Annotated in this window: 22 protein-coding genes, 1 pseudogene and 1 riboswitch; of the genes and pseudogenes, 16 read left to right on the top strand and 7 right to left on the bottom strand. The window is 71.2% G+C overall.

Going from position 1 to position 24,748, the window contains the following annotated elements; genetic code table 11:
- Positions 1-7 precede the first annotated feature (7 nt).
- The 14 genes and pseudogenes from ACH4VO_RS25325 (at position 8) to ACH4VO_RS25260 (ending at position 14,421) form a co-directional block, all read left to right on the top strand.
- The gene (locus ACH4VO_RS25325; RefSeq protein ID WP_360998212.1) at positions 8-880 is read left to right on the top strand and encodes a glycosyltransferase; all 873 of its coding nucleotides are present in this window, start codon (positions 8-10) and stop codon (positions 878-880) included.
- Between the two features lie 102 nt (positions 881-982).
- Complete coding sequence (locus ACH4VO_RS25320; RefSeq protein WP_360998186.1) at positions 983-1,912, top strand: ABC transporter permease; 930 nt, start codon at positions 983-985, stop codon at positions 1,910-1,912.
- Positions 1,905-2,690, top strand: a complete 786-nt coding sequence (locus ACH4VO_RS25315) for an ABC transporter ATP-binding protein (RefSeq protein WP_360998184.1) — start codon at positions 1,905-1,907, stop codon at positions 2,688-2,690. Before ACH4VO_RS25320 ends, ACH4VO_RS25315 begins: the two co-directional genes overlap by 8 nt.
- A 407-nt stretch (positions 2,691-3,097) precedes the next feature.
- The gene (gene hpnC / locus ACH4VO_RS25310; protein WP_360998182.1) at positions 3,098-4,015 is read left to right on the top strand and encodes a squalene synthase HpnC; all 918 of its coding nucleotides are present in this window, start codon (positions 3,098-3,100) and stop codon (positions 4,013-4,015) included.
- Positions 4,016-4,044: 29 nt separating this feature from the next.
- Positions 4,045-4,968: a presqualene diphosphate synthase HpnD gene (hpnD, locus tag ACH4VO_RS25305; protein WP_398441455.1), complete on the top strand. Its 924-nt coding sequence runs from the start codon at positions 4,045-4,047 to the stop codon at positions 4,966-4,968.
- A 94-nt stretch (positions 4,969-5,062) separates the two neighbouring features.
- Positions 5,063-6,451 (top strand): hydroxysqualene dehydroxylase HpnE, encoded by a 1,389-nt coding sequence (gene hpnE, locus ACH4VO_RS25300; protein WP_360998178.1) that lies wholly within the window; start codon positions 5,063-5,065, stop codon positions 6,449-6,451.
- Complete coding sequence (locus tag ACH4VO_RS25295; RefSeq protein WP_398441428.1) at positions 6,448-7,560, top strand: polyprenyl synthetase family protein; 1,113 nt, start codon at positions 6,448-6,450, stop codon at positions 7,558-7,560. Before hpnE ends, ACH4VO_RS25295 begins: the two co-directional genes overlap by 4 nt.
- A 95-nt stretch (positions 7,561-7,655) precedes the next feature.
- Entirely contained in the window at positions 7,656-9,671 is a 2,016-nt protein-coding gene (gene shc, locus ACH4VO_RS25290; protein ID WP_360998168.1) for a squalene--hopene cyclase, read from the top strand.
- A gap of 4 nt (positions 9,672-9,675) precedes the next feature.
- The gene (locus tag ACH4VO_RS25285; protein WP_360998166.1) at positions 9,676-10,329 is read left to right on the top strand and encodes a 1-hydroxy-2-methyl-2-butenyl 4-diphosphate reductase; all 654 of its coding nucleotides are present in this window, start codon (positions 9,676-9,678) and stop codon (positions 10,327-10,329) included.
- Positions 10,330-10,335: 6 nt separating this feature from the next.
- Entirely contained in the window at positions 10,336-11,355 is a 1,020-nt protein-coding gene (gene hpnH / locus ACH4VO_RS25280; protein WP_360998165.1) for an adenosyl-hopene transferase HpnH, read from the top strand.
- Positions 11,356-11,544: 189 nt separating this feature from the next.
- Positions 11,545-11,872, top strand: a pseudogene (locus ACH4VO_RS25275) (1-deoxy-D-xylulose-5-phosphate synthase N-terminal domain-containing protein); the annotation flags it as partial.
- Between the two features lie 166 nt (positions 11,873-12,038).
- The gene (locus ACH4VO_RS25270; protein WP_360998163.1) at positions 12,039-13,436 is read left to right on the top strand and encodes an aspartate aminotransferase family protein; all 1,398 of its coding nucleotides are present in this window, start codon (positions 12,039-12,041) and stop codon (positions 13,434-13,436) included.
- Positions 13,437-13,578: 142 nt separating this feature from the next.
- Positions 13,579-14,193, top strand: a complete 615-nt coding sequence (locus ACH4VO_RS25265; protein WP_360998161.1) for an XRE family transcriptional regulator — start codon at positions 13,579-13,581, stop codon at positions 14,191-14,193.
- Between the two features lie 54 nt (positions 14,194-14,247).
- Positions 14,248-14,421, top strand: a complete 174-nt coding sequence (locus ACH4VO_RS25260; protein WP_360998159.1) for a DUF6126 family protein — start codon at positions 14,248-14,250, stop codon at positions 14,419-14,421.
- 203 nt (positions 14,422-14,624) lie between these two features.
- Here ACH4VO_RS25260 and ACH4VO_RS25255 read toward each other — a convergent pair whose 3' ends face one another.
- Positions 14,625-15,434 (bottom strand): tyrosine-protein phosphatase, encoded by an 810-nt coding sequence (locus ACH4VO_RS25255; protein ID WP_360998158.1) that lies wholly within the window; start codon positions 15,432-15,434, stop codon positions 14,625-14,627.
- A 425-nt stretch (positions 15,435-15,859) separates the two neighbouring features.
- Positions 15,860-16,018: riboswitch (cyclic di-AMP (ydaO/yuaA leader) on the top strand.
- A gap of 2 nt (positions 16,019-16,020) precedes the next feature.
- On the opposite strand from ACH4VO_RS25255, the gene ACH4VO_RS25250 reads away from it, so the two are divergent.
- The gene (locus tag ACH4VO_RS25250; protein ID WP_360998156.1) at positions 16,021-16,944 is read left to right on the top strand and encodes a LysM peptidoglycan-binding domain-containing M23 family metallopeptidase; all 924 of its coding nucleotides are present in this window, start codon (positions 16,021-16,023) and stop codon (positions 16,942-16,944) included.
- A gap of 181 nt (positions 16,945-17,125) precedes the next feature.
- The gene (locus ACH4VO_RS25245; RefSeq protein WP_360998154.1) at positions 17,126-17,947 is read left to right on the top strand and encodes an SGNH/GDSL hydrolase family protein; all 822 of its coding nucleotides are present in this window, start codon (positions 17,126-17,128) and stop codon (positions 17,945-17,947) included.
- A 182-nt stretch (positions 17,948-18,129) separates the two neighbouring features.
- On the opposite strand, the gene ACH4VO_RS25240 is transcribed toward ACH4VO_RS25245, so the two are convergent.
- Genes ACH4VO_RS25240 through ACH4VO_RS25215 form a run of 6 tightly spaced genes read right to left on the bottom strand, consistent with a single transcriptional unit; the run spans position 18,130 to position 24,714 of the window.
- The gene (locus ACH4VO_RS25240; protein ID WP_360998175.1) at positions 18,130-19,047 is read right to left on the bottom strand and encodes an STM4011 family radical SAM protein; all 918 of its coding nucleotides are present in this window, start codon (positions 19,045-19,047) and stop codon (positions 18,130-18,132) included.
- Positions 19,048-19,075: 28 nt separating this feature from the next.
- On the bottom strand, positions 19,076-20,518 hold the full coding sequence (locus tag ACH4VO_RS25235) for an STM4012 family radical SAM protein (protein WP_360998174.1): 1,443 nt from the start codon (positions 20,516-20,518) through the stop codon (positions 19,076-19,078).
- A 23-nt stretch (positions 20,519-20,541) separates the two neighbouring features.
- The gene (locus ACH4VO_RS25230; protein WP_360998172.1) at positions 20,542-21,354 is read right to left on the bottom strand and encodes an STM4013/SEN3800 family hydrolase; all 813 of its coding nucleotides are present in this window, start codon (positions 21,352-21,354) and stop codon (positions 20,542-20,544) included.
- A gap of 37 nt (positions 21,355-21,391) precedes the next feature.
- Positions 21,392-22,786, bottom strand: coding sequence for an STM4014 family protein (locus ACH4VO_RS25225; RefSeq protein WP_360998152.1), 1,395 nt, complete (start codon positions 22,784-22,786; stop codon positions 21,392-21,394).
- Entirely contained in the window at positions 22,767-23,747 is a 981-nt protein-coding gene (locus tag ACH4VO_RS25220) for an STM4015 family protein (protein WP_360998150.1), read from the bottom strand. The genes ACH4VO_RS25225 and ACH4VO_RS25220 overlap by 20 nt, the downstream gene beginning before the upstream one ends.
- Positions 23,748-23,754: 7 nt before the next feature.
- Positions 23,755-24,714 carry an STM4015 family protein gene (locus ACH4VO_RS25215; protein ID WP_360998148.1) on the bottom strand — a complete coding sequence of 320 codons (960 nt, stop codon included), beginning with the start codon at positions 24,712-24,714 and terminating at the stop codon, positions 23,755-23,757.
- Positions 24,715-24,748 lie beyond the last annotated feature (34 nt).

The raw sequence follows: 24,748 nt of genomic DNA, 5'->3' as shown, positions 1-24,748 counted from the left end.
TCCCGCCCTGAAGCTCGGCGCGGTCATCATCACGATGGGCAACCGCCCCGACGAGCTGCGCGCCCTCCTCGACTCGGTCGCCGGGCAGGACGGCGACCGGATCGAGGTCGTCGTCGTCGGCAACGGCGCCCCCGTCCCCGACGTCCCGGCGGGCGTCCGGACGGTGGAGCTGCCCGAGAACCTGGGCATCCCGGGCGGCCGCAACGTCGGCATCGAGGCCTTCGGCCCCTCCGGCGCCGATGTGGACGCCCTGCTCTTCCTCGACGACGACGGTCTGCTGCCGAACTCCGACACCGCCGAGCTCTGCCGGCAGGCGTTCGAGGCGGACCCGAAGCTCGGCATCATCACCTTCCGCATCGCCGACCCGGACACCGGGGCCACCCAGCGCCGGCACGTGCCGCGGCTGCGCGCCTCCGACCCGATGCGCTCGTCCCGGGTGACGACGTTCCTCGGCGGCGCGAACGCCGTGCGCACCCAGGTGATCGCCGAGGTCGGTCCGCTGCCCGGGGGCTTCTTCTACGCACACGAGGAGACCGACCTCGCCTGGCGTGCCCTGGACGCCGGCTGGATGATCGACTACCGCGCGGACATGGTGCTCAACCACCCCACCACCGCCCCCTCGCGCCACGCGGTCTACCACCGCATGGTCGCCCGCAACCGGGTCTGGCTCGCCCGCAGGAACCTCCCCGCACCGCTGGTCCCCGCCTACCTCGGGGTGTGGCTGCTGCTCACCCTGGTGCGCAGGCCGTCGCTGCCCGCGCTCAAGGCCTGGTTCGGGGGGTTCCGGGAGGGCTGGGTCAAGCCCTGCGGACCGCGGCGCCCCATGAGGTGGCGTACGGTATGGCGGCTGACCAGACTGGGCCGACCACCTGTGATCTGAGAGGCTTCCCTCTGAGACCATGAGCCGTATTCATCCGTACGGGGAACATGTCCGCCCTCGGCCGTGCCCGGCTGCGCATTGTGAAGACGAGAGTTCTTACCTGTGAGTGACACGACCCACGACGGCGGGCTTGCGCTGAGCCCCCCGCCGTCCGCCGACGAGGGGCTCAGCGCCTCCAGGCTGGCCGACAAGTACGGCCTGACGGTGAGCGGCGCCAGACCCGGGCTGTTCGCGTACATCCGACAGCTCTGGGGCCGCCGCCACTTCATCCTGGCGTTCTCGAGAGCCAAGCTGACCGCCCAGTACAGCCAGGCCAAGCTCGGCCAGCTGTGGCAGGTGGCCACCCCCCTGCTGAACGCCCTGGTGTACTTCCTGATCTTCGGGCTGATCCTGGGGACGAGGAAAGGGATGAGCCAGGAGATCTTCATCCCCTTCCTGGTGACGGGTGTGTTCGTCTTCACCTTCACCCAGAACTCGGTCATGGCGGGGGTGCGGTCCATCTCCGGCAACCTCGGCCTGGTCCGCGCCCTGCACTTCCCCCGAGCCTCCCTGCCGATCTCGTTCTCGCTCCAGCAGCTCCAGCAGCTGCTGTTCTCGATGATCGTGCTGATCGCGGTCGCGGTGGGCTTCGGAAGCTACCCGACGCTGTCCTGGCTGCTGGTCGTGCCGGCGCTGGCGTCGCAGTTCCTCTTCAACAGCGGCCTGGCGCTGATCATGGCCCGGCTGGGCAGCAAGACCCCGGACCTCGCGCAGCTGATGCCGTTCATCATGCGCACCTGGATGTACGCCTCGGGCGTCATGTTCTCCATCCCGGTGATGCTGGCCGACAAGCCGCAGTGGATCGCCGACGTGCTGCAGTACAACCCGGCGGCCATCTACATGGACCTGGTCCGCTTCGCGCTGATCGACGGCTACGGCTCCGAGAACCTGCCGGCGCACGTCTGGGCCGTCGCTCTCGCCTGGTCGCTCGTGGTGGGCGCCTTGGGCTTCGTGTACTTCTGGAAGGCAGAGGAACGGTACGGCCGTGGCTGACGAATCGTCCCAGGGACACATCCCCACCGTGATCGCCGACGACGTGCACATCGTGTACCGGGTCAACGGCACACGCGCCGGCAAGGGCAGCGCCACGGCCGCACTGAGCCGGATGGTGCGGCGTGGCAAGGGCGAGCAGCGCGGCGTGCGGAAGGTGCACGCGGTGCGAGGAGTGTCGTTCACCGCCTACCGGGGCCAGGCGATCGGTCTCATCGGTACGAACGGCTCCGGCAAGTCCACCCTGCTGCGGGCCATCGCCGGACTGCTGCCGACCGAGTCCGGCAAGGTCTACACGGACGGTCAGCCGTCGCTGCTGGGTGTCAACGCCGCGCTGATGAGCGATCTGACCGGTGAGCGCAACGTCGTGCTCGGCGGCCTCGCCATGGGTATGAGCCGCGAGGAGATCCGCGAGCGCTACCAGGACATCGTGGACTTCTCGGGGATCAACGAGAAGGGCGACTTCATCACGCTGCCCATGCGCACGTACTCCTCCGGCATGGCGGCGCGGCTGCGGTTCTCGATCGCGGCAGCCAAGAACCATGACGTCCTCATGATCGACGAGGCGCTCGCCACCGGGGACCGCAAGTTCCGGGTCCGCTCCGAGGAGCGGATCCGTGAGCTGCGCAAGGAGGCCGGCACCGTCTTCCTCGTCAGCCACAACAACACGACGATCAGGGAGACCTGCGACCGTGTGCTGTGGCTGGAGAAGGGGGAGCTCCTGATGGACGGCGCCACCGACGAGGTGCTCAAGGCGTACGAGCGGGAGACCGGGAAGTAGGCCGTCGTGACCGCGTGGCCCCCGCCGGAGCAGAGCGGCGGGGGCCACGCGGTGTGCGGGGGTGGGAGGAGACCTGTGGGGACTATCTCCTCCCGTCGGATGACGTCAACCAGCCGCGACCCGGGGAAGGTTGGCGGAGATCAACGTGTTGAACCAGGGCGCGCTGGACCCCGCAGCGGCTCTGTGAGCTGTACAACGTAAGCTGTACCGGTGCTGATTCGCGGCAATGTGGCCGATACGTCCCCCGGCGCCTCGCCCGCTGTGTGCCGGTCGCACTCGGGAAGACGAGCGGCGTGTCCGAAAAGGGATGTTTTGGGTCAGCAGTGTAGAACGGGAGATATGACGGCAATGATGGGAAATCTCCAGCTCCGACGTGGTGTCGCCGTCCCCGCGTCGGGCGGTACGCAGTGACGCCTACCCAGCAGGCGCGTACCGACGCCGCCACCGGCACGCTCGACAAGGCCGCGGCCGAGAACTTCCCCGTGGCGCCCTTCTTCCTGCCCCGCGTCTGGCGCGACGACCTGATGGCGGTCTACGGCTTCGCCCGGCTCGTCGACGACATCGGTGACGGCGACCTGGCACCCGGCGGCGCCGACGCCCGCCACCTCGGCCTGGACGCCGGGCAGAGCGAGGACCGGCCGGCCATGCTGGACGCGCTGGAGGCCGACCTGCACCGGGTCTTCGCCGGCCGCGGCGAGGGCCCGCGCCACCCCCTGATGCGCTCCCTGCGTCCCACCGTGCGACGCTGCGCGCTCACCCCCGAGCCCTTCCTCGGCCTCATCGAGGCCAACCGCCAGGACCAGAAGATCCGCCGCTACGCGACGTACGAGGAGCTCGTGGCCTACTGCGAGCTCTCGGCCAACCCCGTCGGCCGGCTCGTCCTGCAGATCACCGGCACCGCGAGCCCCGAGCGCCTGCGCCGCTCCGACGCGGTCTGCACCGCCCTGCAGATCGTCGAACACCTCCAGGACGTCGCCGAGGACCTCGACAGCGACCGGATCTATCTGCCCGCCGCCGACATGGCCCGGTTCCATGTGAGCGAGGCGGACCTGGCCGTGCCGTCCGCGGGCGCCTCCGTGCGCGCCCTGATCGCGTTCGAGGCCCAGCGCGCCCATGACCTGCTGGACGAGGGCATCCCCCTGGTGGGCAGCGTCCACGGCAGGCTCAGGCTGCTCCTCGCCGGCTTCGTCGGCGGAGGCCGGGCCGCCCTCGGCGCGATCTCGGCCGCCGGCTTCGACGTACTGCCCGGACCGCCCGGACCCACCGCGCCCGGCCTGCTGCGCGCCGTCGGAACCGTCCTGCGAAGAGCGCACAGAGAGAGGTGAGCCGGACCGTGGAGGGACAGACGACGTACATGTCGGCACCGGTACAGGCCGCGTACAGCTACTGCGAGGCCGTCACCGGACAACAGGCCAGGAACTTCGCGTACGGCATCAGACTGCTGCCGTACGCGAAGCGGCAGGCCATGTCGGCGCTGTACGCCTTCTCCCGCCGCGTCGACGACATCGGCGACGGCGAGCTGGACCCGGAGACCAAGAGCACCCGGCTGGAGAGCACCCGCGAACTGCTCGACCGGATCCGGGAGGGCGCCGTCGAGGAGGACGACACCGATCCCGTCGCCGTCGCGCTCACCGACGCCGCGCGCCGGTTCCCGCTGCCGCTCGGCGGCCTCGACGAGCTCATCGACGGCGTCCTGATGGACGTCCGCGGCGAGCACTACGAGACCTGGGACGACCTCAGGACCTACTGCCGGTGCGTCGCCGGTGCGATCGGGCGCCTCAGCCTGGGCGTCTTCGGCACCGTACCCGGCGCACCCGGCGCCGACCGGGCCGCGGAGTACGCCGACACCCTCGGCCTCGCCCTCCAGCTCACCAACATCCTGCGGGACGTCCGCGAGGACGCGGGCAACGGGCGTACGTACCTGCCCGCCGACGATCTCGCCAAGTTCGGCTGCGCCGACGGATTCCGGCGAGCCACCCCGCCACCCGGCTCCGACTTCGCCGGACTGGTGCACTTCGAGGTGCGGCGCGCCCGGGCCCTGTTCGCCGAGGGATACCGGCTGCTGCCCATGCTGGACCGGCGCAGCGGTGCCTGTGTGGCCGCCATGGCGGGCATCTACCGCAGGCTCCTGGACCGGATCGAACGCGACCCGGAGGCGGTCCTGCGCGGCAGGGTGTCACTGCCCGGCCACGAGAAGGCGTACGTTGCCGTACGCGGCCTGTCGGGATTCGACGCGCGCCACATCGCGCGCCGGACGCTCAGGGGGCGGGTCCGATGACTCACCGTCGGACCGGCTCCGGGCGCACGGGGCGGGCAACCTCCCGCCCGCGCGACGCGTCCAGGACAGCGACACCACGGCGAGAGGGGAACCCATGACCGGCCGTCATCCGCAGCCGCACCGTGCGGTGGTCGTCGGCGGCGGCCTCGCCGGAGTCACCACCGCCCTGCGACTCGCCGACGCGGGGGTCGACGTGACCCTCCTCGAAGGCCGGCCCAGACTCGGCGGCCTGGCGTTCTCCTTCCGCCGCGGCGAGCTGTCCGTCGACAACGGCCAGCACGTGTACCTGCGCTGCTGCACCGGCTACCGCTGGTTCCTCGACCGGATCGACGGCACCCACCTCGCGCCGCTCCAGGACCGCCTCGACGTGCCCGTACTCGACGTCGCGCGGCCCGCGGGCCCGAGGCTCGGACGGCTGCGCCGCACCGGGCTGCCCGTCCCGCTGCACCTCGCGGGCGGGCTCGCCGCCTACCCGCACCTCTCTCTGGCCGAGAAGGCGGGCGTCGCACGGGCCGCGCTGGCCCTCGGCCGCCTCGACCCGGCCGACCCCGCGCTCGACGGCATCGACTTCGCCACCTGGCTCCGCCGTAACGGGCAGTCCCCGCGCACCATCGAGGCGCTCTGGGACCTCGTCGGCGTCGCCACCCTCAACGCAACGGCGCCCCACGCCTCCATGGCGCTGGCCGCCATGGTCTTCAAGACCGGCCTGCTCTCCGAGCCCGGCGCCGCCGACATCGGCTGGGCCGCGGTCCCGCTCGGCGACCTGCACGACACCCTCGCCCGTAAGTCCCTCGACTCGGCGGGCGTGCGCACCTGCCTGCGCACCCGGGTGGAGTCGGTCACCCGGGGCGAGGACGGCCGGTGGTCCGTCGGCACGGGCAGCGAGCGGATCGAGGCGGACACCGTCGTCCTCGCCGTCCCGCAGGGCGAGACGCACCGCCTGCTGCCGGAAGGGGCGCTCGAGAACCCCGACCGCCTGCTGGACATCACGGACGCGCCGATCCTCAACGTGCACGTCGTCTACGACCGCACGGTCCTGCGCAGGCCGTTCTTCGCCGCTCTGGGATCTCCCGTCCAGTGGGTCTTCGACCGCACCGCACCCTCCGGCCTCCAGGGCCCCGGCCAGTACCTGGCGGTCTCCCAGTCCGCGGCGCAGGACGAGATCGACCTGCCCGTCGCCGAACTGCGCAGCCGCTACCTGCCGGAACTGGAGCGGCTCCTGCCGGCCGCGCGCGGTGCCGGGATCCGCGACTTCTTCGTGACCCGCGAACGCACCGCGACCTTCGCCCCCGCACCCGGCGTAGGGCGCCTGAGGCCGGCCACCCACACCCGTGCCCCCGGAATCCACCTGGCGGGTGCGTGGACCGCCACCGGCTGGCCCGCCACGATGGAGGGCGCCGTCCGCAGCGGCCTCGGCGCCGCCGACGCCGCGCTGCGTGCCCTCGGCCGGACCCACGAACATCCGCTGCAGGAGGCGGCATGAGCAGTACCACCGGAACAAGAGGAGAGTCTGTGACCCCGGCGAATCCGGCTTACGACACCGTGGTGGACACCATGGATGTCACCGCGCTACTGGAGCGTGGAAGGGCCCTGTCAGCGCCGGTGCTGCGAGCTGCCGTGGACCGGCTCGCGCCGCCCATGGACACCGTCGCGGCCTACCACTTCGGCTGGATCGACGCCCAGGGCCGGCCCGCCGACGGCGACGGCGGCAAGGCCGTGCGGCCCGCGCTCGCCCTGCTGTCCGCCGAGGCGGCGGGCGCCCCCGCCGAGGCCGGCATCCCCGGCGCCGTCGCTGTCGAACTCGTGCACAACTTCTCACTGCTGCACGACGACCTCATGGACGGTGACGAACAGCGCCGCCACCGCGACACCGTATGGAAGGTGCACGGCCCGGCCCAGGCCATCCTCGTCGGCGACGCGCTCTTCGCGCTGGCCAACGAGATCCTGCTGGAGCTCGGCACCGTGGAAGCCGGCCGCGCCGCCCGCAGGCTGACCACGGCCAGCCGTAAGCTCATCGACGGCCAGGCCCAGGACATCTCCTACGAGCACCGGGAGCGGGTCACCGTCGAGGAGTGCCTGGAGATGGAGGGCAACAAGACGGGCGCCCTCCTCGCCTGCGCGGTCTCCATCGGTGCCGTGCTCGGCGGCGCCGACGACCGCACCGCCGACATCTTGGAGGCGTACGGCTACCACCTCGGACTCGCCTTCCAGGCCGTCGACGACCTGCTCGGCATCTGGGGCGACCCCGAGTCCACGGGCAAGCAGACCTGGAGCGATCTGCGCCAGCGCAAGAAGTCCCTGCCCGTCGTCGCCGCGCTCGCCGCCGGCGGACCGGCCTCCACCCGGCTCGGCGACCTGCTCGCCGCCGACGCGAAGAGCAGCGATTTCGACAGTTTCTCCGAAGAGGAGTTCGCCGCGCGCGCGGCACTCATCGAGGAGGCGGGCGGCCGTGCATGGACCGCACAGGAAGCCCGTCGACAGCACACGGTAGCCATCGAGGCGCTGGACGGCGTCGACATGCCGGAACACGTGCGGGCGCAGCTCACCGCGCCCGCCCATTTGGGGTTGTTCCAAATTTTTTTACCACCTTAAAATTTTCACTCCCTGGCGCGGGGGGCCCCCCCGGGGGCCCCCCCCCGACGGAGACCCCAGCACAGCAGAGGACCACACTGCACGAAGGGGAAGCCATGACAGCGACGACCGACGGAAGCACCGGAGCCGCGAACCTCCGCGCAGCCTCGGTGAGCCGACCGACCGAATCAACCACCACCACCACCGCCGCGGACGACGCGTTCGTCGCCGCACGGCACGCCGCGGAACGCTCGGTACAGCACCTCCTCGGCAGGCAGGACGAGCAGGGCTGGTGGAAGGGCGACCTCGCCACCAACATCACCATGGACGCCGAGGACCTCCTGCTCCGCCAGTTCCTCGGGATCCAGGACCCGGACACGGTGCAGGCGGCAGCCCGCTTCATCCGCGGAGAACAGCTCGGCGACGGCACCTGGGCCACCTTCTACGGCGGGCCCCCCGACCTCTCCGCCACCATCGAGGGATACGTCGCACTCCGGCTGGCCGGGGACAGGCCGGACGACCCGCACATGATCCGGGCGGCCCGCTGGGTCAGGGAAGAGGGCGGCATCGCGGCCTCCCGGGTCTTCACCCGCATCTGGCTCGCGCTCTTCGGCTGGTGGAAGTGGGACGACCTGCCGGAACTCCCGCCCGAGCTGATGTTCTTCCCTCCGTGGGTCCCCCTCAACATCTACGACTTCGGCTGCTGGGCCCGCCAGACCATCGTCCCGCTCACCATCGTCTCCGCGAAGCGGCCCGTCCGCCCCGCGCCGTTCACCCTGGACGAGCTGCACACCGACCCGGCCCGACCGAACCCGCCCAGACCCATGGCCCCGGCAGCCAGTTGGGACGGCGTCTTCCAGCGGATCGACAAGGTCCTGCACGCCTACCACAAGGTCGCCCCGCGCCGGCTGCGCCGCCTCGCCATGAACACCGCCGCCCGCTGGATCATCGAGCGCCAGGAGAACGACGGCTGCTGGGGCGGCATCCAGCCGCCCGCCGTGTACTCCGTCATCGCACTGCACCTGCTCGGCTACGACCTCGATCATCCGGTGATGCGCGCGGGGCTCGCCTCGCTCGACCGGTTCACCGTCATGCGCGAGGACGGCGCCCGCATGGTCGAGGCCTGCCAGTCACCGGTCTGGGACACCTGCCTCGCCACCATCGCTCTCGCCGACGCCGGGGTGAGCCCCGACCATCCGGCGCTCGTGAAGGCTGCCGACTGGATGCTCGGCGAGGAGATCGTACGGCCGGGCGACTGGTCCGTACGCAAGCCCGAACTGGCCCCGGGGGGCTGGGCGTTCGAGTTCCACAACGACAACTACCCGGACATCGACGACACCGCCGAAGTCGTCCTGGCGCTGCGCCGCGTCCGTCACCCGGACCCCGCCAGGGTCGAGGCCGCCATCGAGCGCGGAGTGCGCTGGAACCTCGGCATGCAGTCCCGCAACGGGGCCTGGGGCGCCTTCGACGCGGACAACACGAGCCCCTTCCCCAACCGGCTGCCGTTCTGCGACTTCGGCGAGGTCATCGACCCGCCCTCCGCGGACGTCACCGGGCACGTGGTGGAGATGCTCGCGATCGAGGGCCGTGCCCGCCATCCCCGTACCCGCCGCGGTGTCGAATGGCTCCTGGCCGAACAGGAGCCCTCCGGCGCGTGGTTCGGCCGCTGGGGCGTCAACTACATCTACGGGACGGGCTCCGTGGTGCCCGCTCTGGTCGCTGCGGGCCTTGCGGCCTCGCACCCCGCCGTCCGCCGGGCCGTCGGCTGGCTCGAGTCCGTCCAGAACGACGACGGGGGCTGGGGCGAGGACCTGCGCTCCTACCGGGAGGAGAAGTGGATCGGGCACGGCGCCTCGACCGCCTCCCAGACCGCGTGGGCGCTCCTCGCGCTCCTCGCGGCCGGGGAACGCGAGAGCAGGACCGTGGCACGCGGCATCGCCTGGCTGGTCGGGACCCAGCAGGCCGACGGTTCCTGGGACGAGCCGTACTTCACCGGTACGGGTTTCCCGTGGGACTTCTCCATCAACTACCACCTCTACCGGCAGGTGTTCCCCCTCACCGCCCTCGGCCGGTACGTGTACGGCGACCCGTTCGCCGCCCACGACAGTGCGGGCAGCGGAAAGGGGGCCTGATCCGATGGGCGGTCCCCAGGCGCCGCCCGGCCTCGCCGTGCCGCTCCTGATCGCCTGTGCCCTGGGTATCGAACAGCTGGCCCTGCGCACCGGCAGGGCCGGCGACGGGCCCGGCACCGTCACCGTCGTCAGGACCGGGATGGGCCCCAGGGCGGCCGAGAAAGCGGTCCGCGGCGCACTGGACCGGCACGGGGCCGGGGGCGCCGCGGTCATCGCCTCCGGCTTCTGCGCCGGTCTCGCTCCGGGCATGCACCCAGGCGACCTCGTGGTGGCCGAGGAGACGAGGGACGCCGCCGGCACCACGCCCTGCACCGGCGCCGGTCTGCTCGTCGACGCCCTGACCAGGGCGGTACCCGGCAGCACCGTCCACACCGGCCCGCTGTCCGGTTCGGACCATGTCGTCCGCGGTGCCGAACGGGCGGGGCTGCTGGCGACCGGCGCCATCGCGGTGGACATGGAGTCCGCCGCCACACTTCGCACCGCCGTACGGACCGGGCCGCGCCCGGTTGCCGCCGTACGGGTGGTCGTGGACGCCCCAGAGCATGAGCTCGTCCGTATCGGCACGGTCCGCGGTGGAATATCGGCATTCCGCGTTCTCCGTGCCGTCCTTCCCGCTTTCCATGAATGGCACCGATCTTTGCTGCTCCCCAGGAGGTGAGCCCAGATGGCCATGCCGCTCCGTCAGTCCATCAAGGTTGCGACGTATCTCGTCGAACAGAAGATCCGCAAGCGGGACAAGTTCCCGCTGATCGTCGAGCTGGAACCCCTGTTCGCCTGCAACCTGGCGTGCGAGGGATGCGGGAAGATCCAGCACCCGGCCGGAGTGCTCAAGCAGCGCATGCCGGTCGCCCAGGCGGTCGGCGCGGTGCTCGAATCCGGTGCCCCGATGGTCTCCATCGCCGGCGGTGAGCCTCTGATGCACCCTCAGATCGACGAGATCGTGCGCCAGTTGGTCGCCAAGAAGAAGTACGTCTTCCTCTGCACCAACGCCATGCTGATGCGCAAGAAGCTGGAGAAATTCACCCCCTCGCCCTACTTCGCCTTCGCCGTGCACATCGACGGACTGCGCGAGCGGCACGACGAGTCGGTCGCCAAGGAAGGCGTCTTCGACGAGGCGGTGGAGGCGATGAAGGAGGCCAAGCGGCGCGGCTTCCGGGTCACCACCAACTCCACCTTCTTCAACACCGACACCCCGCAGACCGTCATCGAGGTACTCAACTACCTCAACGACGACCTGAAGGTCGACGAGATGATGATCTCGCCCGCCTACGCCTACGAGAAGGCACCCGACCAGGAGCACTTCCTGGGTGTCGAGCAGACCCGCGAACTCTTCAGGAAGTCCTTCGCGGGCGGCAACCGGGCCCGCTGGCGGCTCAACCACTCCCCGCTCTTCCTGGACTTCCTGGAGGGCAAGGCGGACTTCCCGTGCACCGCCTGGGCGATCCCCAACTACTCCCTCTTCGGCTGGCAGCGGCCCTGCTACCTGATGAGCGACGGATACGTCCCCACCTACCGCGAGCTCATCGAGGAGACCGACTGGGACAAGTACGGCCGAGGCAAGGACCCGCGCTGCGCCAACTGCATGGCGCACTGCGGATACGAGCCCACCGCCGTGCTCGCCACGATGGGGTCGCTCAAGGAGTCCCTGCGCGCCGCCCGGGAGACCATCGGCGGGAACCGGTGACGTCATGACCCACGGGTAGCCGGCCACCCCGGGGGGCTCCCCGGACTGCCGGCCAGGCCGTCGGCGGTGGGCGCCGCCCCTCGCGGTGCGTCCGGGCCGGGTCGGCGACCGCCGGAGCCCGCTGATCGCGGGGTACCCGCCGTGGCAGTGAGCTGAGGAACAGGACCAGAGAGGGGGCCGAGCGTGACGATGCCGAAAACCGTCAAGGGGCCGAAGGATCTCAAGGCGCTGAGCCGACCGGAGCTCGCCGGACCGGCCGACGAGATCCGGACGTTCCTCGACCGGGCCGTGACGCGGGCGGGAGGACATCTCGGCCCCACCCTCGGAGTGGCCGAACGCTCCACCACCCTGCACCGGCTTTTCGACTCGCCCGCGGACCGCATCCTGTGGGACGCCGGGCACCGGAGTCACGTGCACAAGCTCCTGACCGGACGACAGGACTCCTCCGCGCTGCGGAGCAAGGCCGGACTCTCCGGCTACCCTTCGCGCGAGGAGCCGGAGCACGACGTCGTCGAGACGCCGCGGACGTTCGGCATCCCCGGGCGGTTCCCCGCCCACGCCAGGCAGGCCGGGGTCCTCGGCGACACCGGGCTCACGCCCGTGAGGATCGCCGGGCGGATCGGCGAGGCGCCGACAGCCCACGGGACGGCGGGGGAGCGGGACGTGCCGAAGGAGAGCGGGGCATGACGAACGACCGGCCCGAGGGCTTCGACCTGACGCGGCTCCTCGCGGAGCGCGGCGCCGAACGCTACGACCTGCACGCCCGTCACCTCAACCACCAGCTGCCGCGCATGCTGCGTACCATCGGCTTCGACAGGGTCTACGAACGGGCCGAGGGCGCGTACTTCTGGGACGCGGAGGGCAACGACTACCTCGACATGCTGGCCGGTTTCGGGGTGATGGGGCTCGGCAGGCACCATCCCGTCGTACGCAAGGCGCTCCACGACGTCCTGGACGCCTCCCTCGCCGACCTGACCCGCTTCGACTGCCAGCCGCTGCCCGGTCTGCTGGCTGAGAGGCTCCTGGAGCACAGCCCGCACCTGGACCGGGTCTTCTTCGGCAACAGCGGCACGGAGGCGGTCGAGACCGCGCTGAAGTTCGCCCGGTACGCCACCGGGAAGCCCAGGATCCTCTACTGCACGCACGCCTTCCACGGGCTGACGACCGGCTCGCTCTCCGTCAACGGCGAGTCCGGGTTCCGGGAAGGCTTCGCACCCCTGCTGCCCGACACGGCGATCCGGCTCGGCGACCTCGACGCCCTGCGGCGCGAACTGAAACGCGGCGACGTGGCGGGGCTCGTCGTCGAGCCCGTCCAGGGCAAGGGAGTCCACGCCTCGCCGCCCGGCTTCCTGCGGGCCGCGCAGGAACTGCTGCACCGTCACAAGGCGGTACTCATCGCGGACGAGGTGCAGACGGGGCTCGGCCGGACCGGTGACTTCTACGCGTACCAGCACGAGGAGGGTGTCGAGCCCGACCTGATCTGTGTCGCCAAGGCACTCTCCGGCGGATATGTGCCGGTCGGGGCGACCCTCGGCAAGGACTGGATCTTCAAGCGTGTCTACTCCTCCATGGACCGGGTCCTGGTCCACTCCGCGAGCTTCGGCTCCAACGCCCAGGCCATGGCGGCCGGGCTCGCGGTCCTGTCGGTGATGGACGGCGAGGGAACCGTCGCGAACGCCCGCCGCACCGGAGACCTGCTGCGGGAGCGGCTCGCCGCGCTCGTCGGCCGCTACGAGCTGCTGCACGAGGTGCGGGGACGCGGGCTGATGATCGGCATCGAGTTCGGGCGGCCGTCCTCACTGAAGCTCCGCAGCCGTTGGACGATGCTGCAGGCGGCACGCAAGGGGCTCTTCGCGCAGATGGTGGTCGTGCCGCTGCTGCAGAAGCACCGGATCCTCACGCAGGTGTCCGGTGACCACCTGGAGGTGATCAAGCTGATCCCGCCGCTGGTCATCGGCGAGCCCGAGGTGGACCGCTTCGTGACCGCCTTCACGGCCGTGATGGACGACGCGCACAACGGCGGCGGACTGATGTGGGACTTCGGCAGGACACTGGTGAAGCAGGCCGTCGGCAACCGCTGAGACCGCGTTCCGGGCGTCCTGCTCCTGCCCGCCGGTCCGGATCTCCGGCCTGTCCCTTCTGGTCCGGCCGGTTCTCGCCGGCAATCTTTGCCTCACGGGCAAGAAATTTGCCTGTGAGGAAAGTTCCTGGCCCAATGGAGGTATGAATCCTCCTGAGGCGGGGGTGGCCGACGAACTGCCGGGCATCGCGCCACGCCTGCGTGACCTGCGCCGCAACCGGGGTCTCACCCTGGAGGGCGCCGCCCGGCGGGCCGGACTCTCCCCGGCCCACCTCTCCCGGCTGGAGACCGGTAATCGCCAGCCTTCGCTGCCCATGCTGCTCGGCCTTGCCAGGATCTACGGTACGACGGTCTCCGAGCTCCTCGGCGAGATGCCGCCCGAACGTGACGCGATCGTCAGGGGCGGACCGCTCGGAGGCGCGGGCGCCGAGGCCGACGGCTGGCAGTACCGGCAGGCGGGCGGCCCGGGCCGCGCCATGCAGGCCCTGCGGGTGCACGTGACCTACGGCGTCCAGAGTGATCTGGTCCGCGTCCATCCCGGCGAGGAGTGGCTGCACGTCCTCGACGGCCGGCTGAGGGTCGTACTCGGGGAGACCGTGCACGACCTCGAACCGGGGGACAGCGCGCACTTCGACTCGCTCACCCCGCACCGGATCGCGGCGCTCGACCCCTCGGGCGCCCACCTGCTCTTCGTCCACACACTGCTGCAGAGCCCCGTCGCGGAGCTGTGCCTGGGCAGCGGAACCCATCGCTTCTGACCCCCGCACCGCCCGCTCGCTCTCTCCGCCGGACGGCTGAGAGGAAGGACTGACATGTCTGATTCAGAGGACTACGACCCGCTCACACCCCGCCGACCGAAGGGGCAGGACACCCACGAGCGCAAGATGCCACGGGGTGTGATCATCCGTCTTTTCGCCTACCTGGTGGCCGGACACGTCGTCGCCGCGTTCCTCTTCCTGCTGTTCACCGTGGCGGGCAAGGGCTGACGGGCCGGCTGTCACCGGGGGGTGTGACGGCTCGGCGACGCGCCGGGTGACCGCCTGGGCGCCAGGGTGCGGGTGGCGTCCGGCGCGTTCAGGCCGGTGCCGTCCGCCGACTGCCAGGTGCCCGGGGCTGCCGCCCGCCGTGTCGGGGTGTCGCCCCGGTGCCAAGGGTGATGATGGTGAACGGCGCGTCGCCGGAGCTGCGGTCACGCGTCCTCGACGAGGCGCTCGCGCAGCCTCTCGCGGGTCTCCGGGGAGAGCTTCAAGCCGTCCCGGAGGTAGCGGTCCGTGCTGCCCCAGTTCTCCTCGATCGCGGCAAAGGCGGCGGCGAGGTACTCGGAGCGCGCTCCGAAGAGCGGATTCAAGAGCTCCAGGACCTCCTGCGACATCCCCGCCGACGACGTGTCGCTCCGCCGGATCCGGTATCGGCGGTGCGTGTCGTCGGACTTGAGGTAGTCCGCCTCGATGGCTTCCCGCTCGACGCCGACGGCGAGGAGCGAGACCGCGACCGACAGGCCGGCCCGGTCCTTGCCCGCCGCGCAGTGCATGAGCGCCGGAACACTGTCCTCGGCCAGTGCGTGCAGCACGCGGCTGTGTTCCGCGGTGCGGTCCGTGATGATGGCCCGGTACGAGGCGATCATGCGCGCGGTCCCCTTGCCGTCGGCGAGGATCGAACGCAGCTGCCGGATGTCGCCGTCCCGTACCAGCCGCCAGAACTCGGCGCCGTCCGCCGGGTCGGAGAGCGGAATGCTGACGTTCCGGACGCCCGGCAGCTCCACGTCATGGCCGTCGAGCTTGTGGTCGGCGGCGTTACGGAAGTCGAAGACGGTGTGCAGGCCCAGGCCGGCCAGGAACGCGGCGTCCGACTCCGTGGCGTGCGCCAGGTGGCCGCTGCGGTAGAGGCGCCCCTGGCGCACCCTCCGGCCGTCGACGGTCGGGAGCCCGCCCACATCGCGGAAGTTGCGGACACCGGTGAGCTCGGCATCGGCCGGCGGAACCTCTGGCAGCTGCGTCACAAGGACTCCTGGAGTGTCTGGTGCCGGCGCCGCTCGCCGGCGAAGGGCACGCTCGCGACGATACGACACGGGGGCGCCGGGCCATGGCCGTGCCCTCGGCCGATGCGCGTGCCCTCACCCGGGTGTGCCGGGGGTGCGAAGGCTGTGTCCGTATTGGTGCATTTAGGCGAACATGCCGGTCTTATGCGGGAGATGGAAGGTCCCGGGTGAGCGGGATCATATCCGTGACGGTGTGTGGCGGAAAGGCCGACGGGTATTCCCCGCGCCGCGCGGAAAGCCAAGATCCGTAATCCACGGAGTGTGACGGGAATTCCGTACCGGAATTGAGGCGCGCATTCCGGTCGGGAGCCGGTGGCTTGTTCACCCCGTCCCCACTCGCTTACGGTCACCGTCAATCCGGACGGAACGCCTAATCCTGCCGCCGCCCGGAATCCGCACCGACCCACGTGTGGCAGGAGCGGGGGAACCAGGTAAGCCGCCGACCGGGAGATCCGGACGGCTCGGGGTCAAGTCGCGTCCGACGCGGCCGGGCATCTCCAGTCCGAACCCGACAGCTCACCTCGCAGGCGCCGGAGAGGAAAGCACCATGCCCGCACAGGGTAAGCACCGCCGTACGAAGACCGGGCCGATCTCCCGAGGCGTCATAGCCGCGGGGGCCGGCGGCGCCGTACTCGCCCTTCCGCTGATCGGCGCCACCGGCGCCCACGCCGCGGAGCAGGCCGCCCCGGCCACCAAGCCCGCAGCCGCGGCCGCGGCGCAGTCCGCGCCGGCCGCTCCGGCCGCGAAGAAGGAGAGCGTCACCGCGACCTACTCCGTCGTCCCGGGCGACTACCTGGCGAAGATCGCGTCCGCCCAGAAGATCAAGGGTGGCTGGCAGAAGCTGTACAAGGACAACCGCGAGGTCGTCGGCGACAACCCGAGCCTGATCTTCCCGGGCATGAAGCTGACCCTCGGCGCCGAGGCGTCCGCTCCCGCCGCGAAGGCCGCACCCACCAAGGCGGCACCCACCAAGGCGGAGCCGGCGCCGAAGGCTGCCGCCCCCGTGGAGAAGGCGGCCGCGGTGACGGACGCCGCCGAAACCACCGCCGCCGCGAGCAACAGCTCCGGCTACACCACCCCGGTGGCCGACGCCAACGTCACCACCCAGTACCACGCCTCCGGCTCCAGCTGGGCCAGCGGCTACCACACGGGATCCGACTTCCAGGCGGCCTCCGGTACCAGCGTCCGGTCCATCGGCCCCGGCACCGTCGTCTCGGCCGGGTGGAGCGGCTCGTACGGGAACGAGGTCGTCATCCAGCACAGCGACGGCATGTACTCCCAGTACGGCCACCTGTCCTCGCTGGACGTCTCCGCCGGCCAGACCGTCACCGGCGGCCAGCAGATCGGCCTCTCCGGCAGCACCGGCAACTCCACCGGCCCGCACCTGCACTTCGAGGTCCGCACCGGTCCGAGCTACGGCTCGGACGTCGACCCCATCGCCTACCTGCGCTCGCACGGCGTCTCCATCTGACGCGACCGCGTAGGTGCGGCAGTTCAGCAGAGGGACCGAGTAAGAGGGCGGTGCGCGGCGGCGCACCGCCCTCTTCCTTATTCCTGCTTTACCGAAACCTGACCAGGTGGTCTTTCTCACCACCCGTCAACCCCTCATTACGGTCGCGTAGGTCACATTCTACGGTGCAGGATATGCGCTTGTGGCAGACGATTCGAGAAACAGACAACGAGGCGTCATCGGGTCGTACGCAGCGATCGGCGACAGCTTCACCGAAGGCGTCGGAGACCCCGGCCCAGACGGGAGGCTCGTCGGCTGGGCGGACCGGTTCGCGGTGCTCCTCGCCGACCAGCTCCCGGTTCCGGAGGCCGGCCCGGTGGACGACCCGCACGGGCATTTCCGCTACGCCAATCTCGCCGTACGCGGACGCCTCCTCGACCAGATCGTCGAGGAACAGGTGCCCCGCGCCAAGGAACTGGCCCCCGACCTGGTCAGCTTCTGCGCGGGAGGCAACGACATCATCCGGCCGGGCTCCGACCCGGACGACGTGGCCGAACGCTTCGAGCGCGCGGTCGCCGACCTGACACAGGCGGTCGGCACCGTCATGGTCACCACCGGCTTCGACACCCGCGGTATCCCGGTACTCCGGCACCTGCGCGGCAAGATCGCCACGTACACCGCCCATGTCCGGTCCATCGCCGACCGCTACGACTGCCCGGTCCTGGACCTGTGGTCGCTGCGGTCCGTCCAGGACAGGCGTGCCTGGGACGCCGACCGGCTGCACCTCTCCGCCGAGGGACACACCAGGGTCGCGCTTCGGGCCGCCCAGGTCCTCGGGATCGAGGTGCCGGCCGATCCCGACCAGGGGTGGCCGCCGCAGTTGCAGCGCGGCACGCTCGAGGTGCGCCGCGACGACATCCACTGGGCGCGCGAGTACCTCGTCCCGTGGATCGGGCGGCGGCTGCGCGGCGAGTCGTCGGGGGACCACGTCGAGGCCAAGCGTCCCGATCTGCTCCCCCTGTGATAGCGGTGCGTGACCGGGACCACGCCGGCGGCGGGGGCGAGGGGCCGGTCGGGCGAGCGGTGGCCCGCCGGGTACCTGACGCGGCGCCACCGCGAGGTGCGGCAGCCGGCCCGTGAGGTACGCCGCCTCCCGCCGGGGGCGGCGTACCGGATCGCGGCTGCGGCCCTGCCGAGCGAACTCCGCTACCGGGTGATCACGGGCAGCAGAGGCCGCTCCGCGACCGGCGGCGCGAGACCGCCCGGGAGGGGGATCCGCAGCGGGCGGGCGGGTATCCGCTCCAGCACGCCGCCCGCGAAGACGTCGTACAACGGCAGTGTCTCCAGGTGCACATAGCCGATGTGGCAGTCGCACACGTCGAGCGGGCAGCCGCGCGGGCCCAGGGCACGGCGGTAGCTGCCGTCGTAGAGGTTCCCCAGCTCGGCGGGGACGAAGTGACAGCGGCGCACCGTGCCGTCCCCGTCCACGGAGATGACCGACTCGCCCGTCCGGCAGGGCAGTCCGGCCGAGGCGTGCGGATACCTGCTGTACGGGAAGAGGGGGTCGAGGGCCGTCCAGCGGCCGGCCTCCTCGTCCGTGTAGGTGTGGCCCTCGGCGGCGTTGACCCACAGGTACACCTCGGGGGGAAGGTCGGCACGCAGCCGCCGGGCCTCCTCGAGATGCCCCTCCAGGCCGACGACTCCGACGCTGTGACGGACCCCGAGTGCCGACAGCTTGCCGCAGGAGCCGAGGAACCGCTCGTACGGGGTCTGACCCGGGTGGTACGTGCACCAGAGGGCGACCTTCTCCCGGTCGGCGTCGGTCAGCCAGTCGGTGCGGCCGCCGAGATTGGTCTGAATGGCGACCCTGTTCACGTGCGGAAGCCGTGACAGTGCGACGATCGCCCTCCGGTACCAGGACCGCACCAGCCCCTCGCCCCACGGAGTGAACAGCACCGACAGCCGGTCACCGGTCTGTGCGGCGGCCCACGCCGTGAAGCGCTCCAGAGCCGCCCGGTCGGCGCGCAGCTGGTCCCCGCTGTCACGCCGTTTCGCGAACGGGCAGTAGGGGCAGTCGTAGTCGCACGAGGCCAGCGGGCCCCGGTAGAGGATCGTCAGGTCCACGGTCATCGGCCCCCGCTCATCGGACTGCTCACTTCTGTTCGTAGGCGGCCATGGCGGCCCGCACGGCGGGGGAGAACAGCTCCGGACCCAGAGCGTCGGAGTGGGCCAGGCCTTCCGGTGAGAGCCGGAGCAGACCGGGGCCCGCGGAGTCGTCCAGCCAGCCGCGGTCGGCGAACAGCCGGAGTTCGGCCGGGAAGTCGGCGCAGGGGTCGGTGCCGAACCGCTCGCGGTACTCGGCGGGCCGCAGGCCCTCCGACTGGAGCAGGGACTGGAGGAGGTGGCGCCGGCGCGCCTCGTCGCCGTCGACGTACCTGCCGACCTCCGCCCGGGAGAAGTCCTCCGTCGCGGTGAAACCGTCGATGATGCCCCGGATCTCCCGCATCTCCACGGCGTAGTCGAAGGAGTAGTGCAGGGACGAGGTGTACGAACGGGCACCGCAGCCCAGCCCGATCATGCCGTCGGTCTGGCACGCGTAGTCGTCCGGGCCCGTCCGCGGGGCGTCCGCACGGCGGAACATCCGCATCGACACCTGCTCGTAGCCCCGCTCCAGCAGATGGTCGCGCCCCACGCGGTACAGGCGTAGCCGCTGTTCGTCCCAGGCGGCTTCCGCACTGTCCGGGGTGGCTGGTGCGCCGGGTGTGCCCGGTGCGTCGGTGGCCTCTTGCGGGGCCGCCGGGCCTTCCGCGCCGCCCCGCCGCCCGAGGCCGGTCAGCGGGCGCACGTACAGCGGGTAGAGGTACAGCTCCTCGGGGCGCCAGACGAGGGCCGCGTCCAGCGAGGTGCGCCAGCTCGCCTCCGTCTGCCCGTCGATGCCGTAGATCAGGTCGATGTTGAGCACCGGGATGCGGGCAGCACGGATGCGGCCCAGGGCGGCCTCGACCTCGGACCGGCGCTGCGGCCGGACCGCCGCACGGGCCTCCGCGTCGACGAAGCTCTGTACCCCGATGCTGATCCGGGTGGTGCCGCGGTCGGCCAGCACCGTCAGCCGGTCCGACGTCGCGGTGGACGGCGAGGTCTCCACAGACAGGGGAACGGACCGCAGGTCGGCGGCCATCCGCTTCTCCGCGATGTCGCAGAGACGGTCCAGCTCGCCGGCGGTGAGGAAGGTGGGGGTGCCGCCACCGAAGGCGGCGGCGGCGAAACGTACCGGCTCGTCGTCGCCCAGGGCTTCGCGGACCGCCGTCGCCTGCCGGTCCAGCGCGTCGAGGTACCGTGTGGTCAGCTCGTCGGGTGCGCCGATGCGGGTGAACAGGTTGCAGAAGCCGCAGCGGACCTCGCAGAACGGTATGTGCAGATAGAGGGAGAGGGCGTCCTTGCGCTCGCCCGCCCACAGCTCGCTCAGCGCAGGCCGTCCGGCCGGGTGGCTGCCGAGCGGGCGGTAGGCGGTCTTGTGCGGGTAGGCGTAGACGTAGCTCCGGTAGGGCCTGATGCCCGTGCTCGCGGTTCCCATGGTGCCCGTCGTGTGCGTCATGCCCGTCCGGCCGGTCGCGCTGGTCATCGGCTTGCCCCAGGGTCGAGGAAGAAGTGGGCGTAGGGCACGGTCCAGACGGCTTCGTGACCGATCCGGTGACCGGTGTACCCGTCCTCGCCGTACGCCGTGCCGTGGTCGGAGCAGACGATGGCGAAGCATCTGCGGCGGCTGCTCGCTGCGGCGAAGAGCCGGCCGATGTGCCGGTCGACGTACTCCAGAGCGGCGGCGTGGGACGCCCGGGAGTCGCCCGCCTCGGCGTCGGCGCCGGGCAGGTGGAACCAGTTGGGCTGATGCAGGGCCGACACGTTGACGAAGAGGAACAGCTTCTGCTCGGAAGGGAGTTCGGCGACGACCTGCTCGGCGCGGGTCACCTGGCTCTCGAAGGACGTGGGAGAGGCGACCCCGAACGCGGGCTCCCAGTGGCTCTCCTGGAACATCCCTGGCAGCACCGAGCCGAGCGGGGGGTGACGGTTGAAGAAGCCGACGCCGCCGATGCACACGGTGCGGTACCCGGCGTCCGCGAGCCCGGCGAGCAGATCCGGCGCGTCGTGGACGAACGTGCCGTCCGCGGTGGACTCACTGCCCGCGAAGCGCGCCGCGAACAGCCGCGGGTGCGGGCCGGGGGCAGCGGGCGTCGGGAGGAACCCGGCGAACATGGCCTGGTGGGAGGCGTAGGTGAAGCTTCCCGGTGCGTGCCTCTTCTCCCAGACGCCCCCGGGCAGGTGCCGGGCGAGATGCGGAATGCGCCCGGCGGCGGCCAGCTCTTCGGCCACGTCGTAGCGCAGGGTGTCCAGGGTGACCAGCAGTAGATCGTGGGTGCCCACGACCGCGTTCATGTCGGGGTTATGGGCGTCCATGACGCCGTACGCAGGGTCAGGTGACGGGAGTGGCACGGTGGTTCCTCGCTCGGTCGTTCTTCGACGGGTCGTCGTGGGACTGCCCCGTCCTCGGCGGCTCGTGGTCGGGTGGCTCGTGGTCGGACGGCCCGTTACCCGAGGGCTCGTCGCTCGGTGGCCTGCCGCTCGCCGGCCCGGCGCTCGACGGCCCTTTGCCCCGACGCCCGTTCCCCGAGGGTTCGTGGTCGGGCGGTCTGTGGTGGGGCGGGTGGTTCGTCGACGGGCCGTTTCTCGGCGGGGCTTCGTTCCGGTCGTTCCGCAGGACGGCGGCGACCTGCGCGCGGTAGGTGTCCATGCCCTCGGCGCCGCTGCCCGGCAGGCCGGTCAGGCGCGGCAGGAGGTCCCCGAACGCGTTGACCTCGCCGACGGCGAAGCGCCGCCAGCCGGTGGCGGGCAGAAGATCGACGCCGACGCACAGGGTGTCAGGGAAGCAGGCTGCGGCCCGCTCGCACACCTCCAGAGCCTCGTCCCACCTGCCGCCCGCCGCCTCGACGGCTGCCCGTACCTCGTGCAGATCGCCACGGGCGCCGCCCAGGTGCAGGTTGGTCATGGGGGAGCGGCTGGTCCGTACGACGGCGTGGGTCGCCCGGCCGGCGATCACCACGACCCGGAGATCGGCCACCCGGCCGCCCCGCACGGAGGCCTTGGGCAGCCAGCGCTCGATGTGCAGGCCGTCCGGTGCGAGAGCGTCGACGACCGCCGCCACCTCTCGCTCCGACCTGTACGTGCGCAGCCGCAGCGAGTTGAAGAGTCGGCCCGCCTCGTCCACCTCCACGGACGTCTTCGCACGCACCCGGCCCGGGCCGGCCGTCTCCAGCGCCAGCACACCGGAGGCGGAGGAGCCGTGCGCGAGCTTCACGAACACCCGCGGCATGTGGTGATTGGCCATCAGCCGGCGTACGTCCGTCCAGCCCCGCACGGGGGCCGCGGCCCCAGCAGCGCCCGACGTGGGGGAGTCCGGTACCCGTACCCCGGCGGAGTCCAGGACCTTGTGGCAGAGCCGCTTGTCGAAGAGCACCGCGATGTCGCGGGGGTCGTCCAGCAGCACGGCGCCGGCCGCTTCGGCCGCCCGGGCCACGTCCCGTACCGCTGAGGTGAACCGGGTGTACCAGAGGGCTGTTCCCTCCACCCTGGCCGGGTCGTCCACCTCGCGCAGCAGCCGCTCGACCTCGGCGTCCTCTCCGGGCGAGTCGATACGGACCCGCTCACCCGGCAGGAACGCCGCCCCGCTCCGCAGCACCTCACGCCAGGAGACGGTGCGCGCCCGGGGCAGCCCGGCGGCGCCCAGCGCGTCCTGGAACAGGGCCACCCTGCGGTTGCCGGGGTTGCCGACGACCGCGAGGGGCGGCGCGCTACTCGCTGACGACGACATAACGTGTCTCGTCGTCCTCGGGGTCCCAGTCCTCCGCCTCGGCCAGATCGACGTGCACGCCCGCCCGGGCGCAGAGGTCATGAATCCGGGAGACCAGCGGACCGGTGAGGTAGTGGTGGTGGAGATCCAGGGAGGAGAGATGGGTCAGCGGCTGCCCTTCGAGAAGAGCCGTGGCGCCCGGGTCACCGAGGGTTCCCATCGACAGTGCGAGGGAGTCCAGCTGGGCGACGACCGGGGCCGAGGCGAGCGCGGCCGCGAACTCGTCCTGGATCTCGCTGTTCTGCAGACCGAGATGGCGCAGACCCGGAAAGGCGTTGCCCGACAGAACGGGCCGTATGTCCTCGACCGTGGCGTCACCGCCGTACCACTGCGTACCGAACCAGAGTTCCAGCCGCTCCAGGGCGGGCAGCTCGGACGCACCGAGCGCCCGGACGACGTGGCCCGGCAGTCCGCCGGACTCGAACCGGAGCGTCCTCAGGGCCCGATGTCTCACCGGTCGCAGCCGCAGATTCTCCTCGTCCGGGAACTGGCCGCCCCCGCCGCGCACGACCAGCTCCTGGAGGAAGGGGAAGGCGTCGAACACCGGGGTGATGTCGCACATCCGCAACCAGGAGACCTCGCACTCCTCGCTGGTGACATCGGCGAGGAACAGCCCGCGCAGCTCCGGGAGACGGTCCGCGTCGGACGCGATGAGCTGGACCACGGGGGCGATGGACGTGTAGTCGTCCTCCCACCACGGCCCGATCAGCAGGGCACGGACCCGGCTCGTGTCGACGGCCGACAGGAACTGCCGCCACACCTGCGGGAACACGGGGCCGTCCGGCTCGCACTCCAGCCGCCAGGCGACCGTGTCGGCCGCGGGCAGCGATGCAGCCGTGGCGTCGGGGGCCGGGAGGGTGAGGACCGGCAGGCCGTGGAAGACGTCCGGGTGCTCGACGTCGAGATGTTCGATCTCGGTCATCGCCGCATCACTCCGCCACCATGGTGTAACGCCCCTCGGCGCCGAGGCCGTCCCACGGGGTGCAGCGCTCGGACAGATCCACCCGCACCCCGTGAGGCTCCAGGGCCTCCTTGACCCGGCGCTCCATCGGCTCGGTCAGGAAGTGGTGGTGCAGGTCGAGCGAGGAGAGGTGGTGCAGCGGCTGGCCCTCCAGCAGAGCCGCCGCCCCTTCGTCACCGAGGGTGCCGAAGGACAGGTCGAGGGTGCGCAGACGCGCGACGACGGGTGCGGAGCCGATCGCGGCCGCGATCTCGTTCTGCAGCTCGCTGTTGCGCAGGCCCAGGTGGTGCAGGCGGGGGAAGCGGGTGCCGCTGAGGAGGGGAGCCAGGTCCGGCAGGGTCGCGTCACCCCCGTAGTTCGATACGCCCAGCCACAGGTCGAGGCTCTCCAGTGCCGGGAGTTCGCTGTCCAGGATCCCGCGCACCACTTCGGCGGGGAGACCGCCGGCCTCTATGGAAAGGGACCGCAGGGAGGCGTGACATGTCGGCGGGAACTCGAGGCCCGTGCCTCCCCGCACGCCGAGGGTCGTCAGCCCCGGGTAGGCGGTGAGCAGGGCCGTGACGTCGGACTGTTCGATCCAGGAGATCTCGGCCTCCTCCATCACCAGGTCCCCGACGAAGACGGCTTCGAGCGAGGTCAGCCGGTGGGCCGCGGCCACGACGAGGCCGACGGGGTAGGAGGACGGGTCGTCGTACACCTCTCCCCACGGGCCGATGACCAGGGCCTTGACCGCGGACGGGTCGACCGTGCCGAGGAAGGCGGCGAACCGGTCCTCCCACGTTCCGCCCTCGTCATCCATGTCGTACGGGTCGACGCCGATACGCCAGGCCACGGCGTCTGCCGCCGGAAGGTCGGCCTCCTCGGCCTTCTGCTGGAAGGTGACGACCGGGAGGCCGAGCAACTCGCGCAGGTGTTCCACACCGGACATGGCACTGAGCTCCTGATGCTGAGGACGGTTGATG

The organism is Streptomyces sp. NPDC020780 (assembly GCF_044334475.1).
Taxonomy (GTDB): Bacteria; Actinomycetota; Actinomycetes; order Streptomycetales; family Streptomycetaceae; genus Streptomyces.
The sequence above is the reverse complement of the archived record's forward strand: the minus strand, read 5'-3'. Positions and strand labels throughout refer to the sequence as shown.

Excerpts from the sequence above, each read along its gene's own strand:
- hpnD (WP_398441455.1), top strand. The coding sequence starts at position 4,045 with ATGTCGGCACCGGTACAGGCCGCGTACAGCTACTGCGAGGCCGTCACC.
- hpnE (WP_360998178.1), top strand. The coding sequence starts at position 5,063 with ATGACCGGCCGTCATCCGCAGCCGCACCGTGCGGTGGTCGTCGGCGGC.
- ACH4VO_RS25295 (WP_398441428.1), top strand. The coding sequence starts at position 6,448 with ATGAGCAGTACCACCGGAACAAGAGGAGAGTCTGTGACCCCGGCGAAT.
- shc (WP_360998168.1), top strand. The coding sequence starts at position 7,656 with ATGACAGCGACGACCGACGGAAGCACCGGAGCCGCGAACCTCCGCGCA.
- ACH4VO_RS25285 (WP_360998166.1), top strand. The coding sequence starts at position 9,676 with ATGGGCGGTCCCCAGGCGCCGCCCGGCCTCGCCGTGCCGCTCCTGATC.
- hpnH (WP_360998165.1), top strand. The coding sequence starts at position 10,336 with ATGGCCATGCCGCTCCGTCAGTCCATCAAGGTTGCGACGTATCTCGTC.
- ACH4VO_RS25270 (WP_360998163.1), top strand. The coding sequence starts at position 12,039 with ATGACGAACGACCGGCCCGAGGGCTTCGACCTGACGCGGCTCCTCGCG.
- ACH4VO_RS25265 (WP_360998161.1), top strand. The coding sequence starts at position 13,579 with ATGAATCCTCCTGAGGCGGGGGTGGCCGACGAACTGCCGGGCATCGCG.
- ACH4VO_RS25260 (WP_360998159.1), top strand. The coding sequence starts at position 14,248 with ATGTCTGATTCAGAGGACTACGACCCGCTCACACCCCGCCGACCGAAG.
- ACH4VO_RS25250 (WP_360998156.1), top strand. The coding sequence starts at position 16,021 with ATGCCCGCACAGGGTAAGCACCGCCGTACGAAGACCGGGCCGATCTCC.
- ACH4VO_RS25235 (WP_360998174.1), bottom strand. The coding sequence starts at position 20,518 with ATGACGCACACGACGGGCACCATGGGAACCGCGAGCACGGGCATCAGG.
- ACH4VO_RS25230 (WP_360998172.1), bottom strand. The coding sequence starts at position 21,354 with ATGAACGCGGTCGTGGGCACCCACGATCTACTGCTGGTCACCCTGGAC.
- ACH4VO_RS25225 (WP_360998152.1), bottom strand. The coding sequence starts at position 22,786 with ATGTCGTCGTCAGCGAGTAGCGCGCCGCCCCTCGCGGTCGTCGGCAAC.
- ACH4VO_RS25220 (WP_360998150.1), bottom strand. The coding sequence starts at position 23,747 with ATGACCGAGATCGAACATCTCGACGTCGAGCACCCGGACGTCTTCCAC.
- ACH4VO_RS25215 (WP_360998148.1), bottom strand. The coding sequence starts at position 24,714 with ATGTCCGGTGTGGAACACCTGCGCGAGTTGCTCGGCCTCCCGGTCGTC.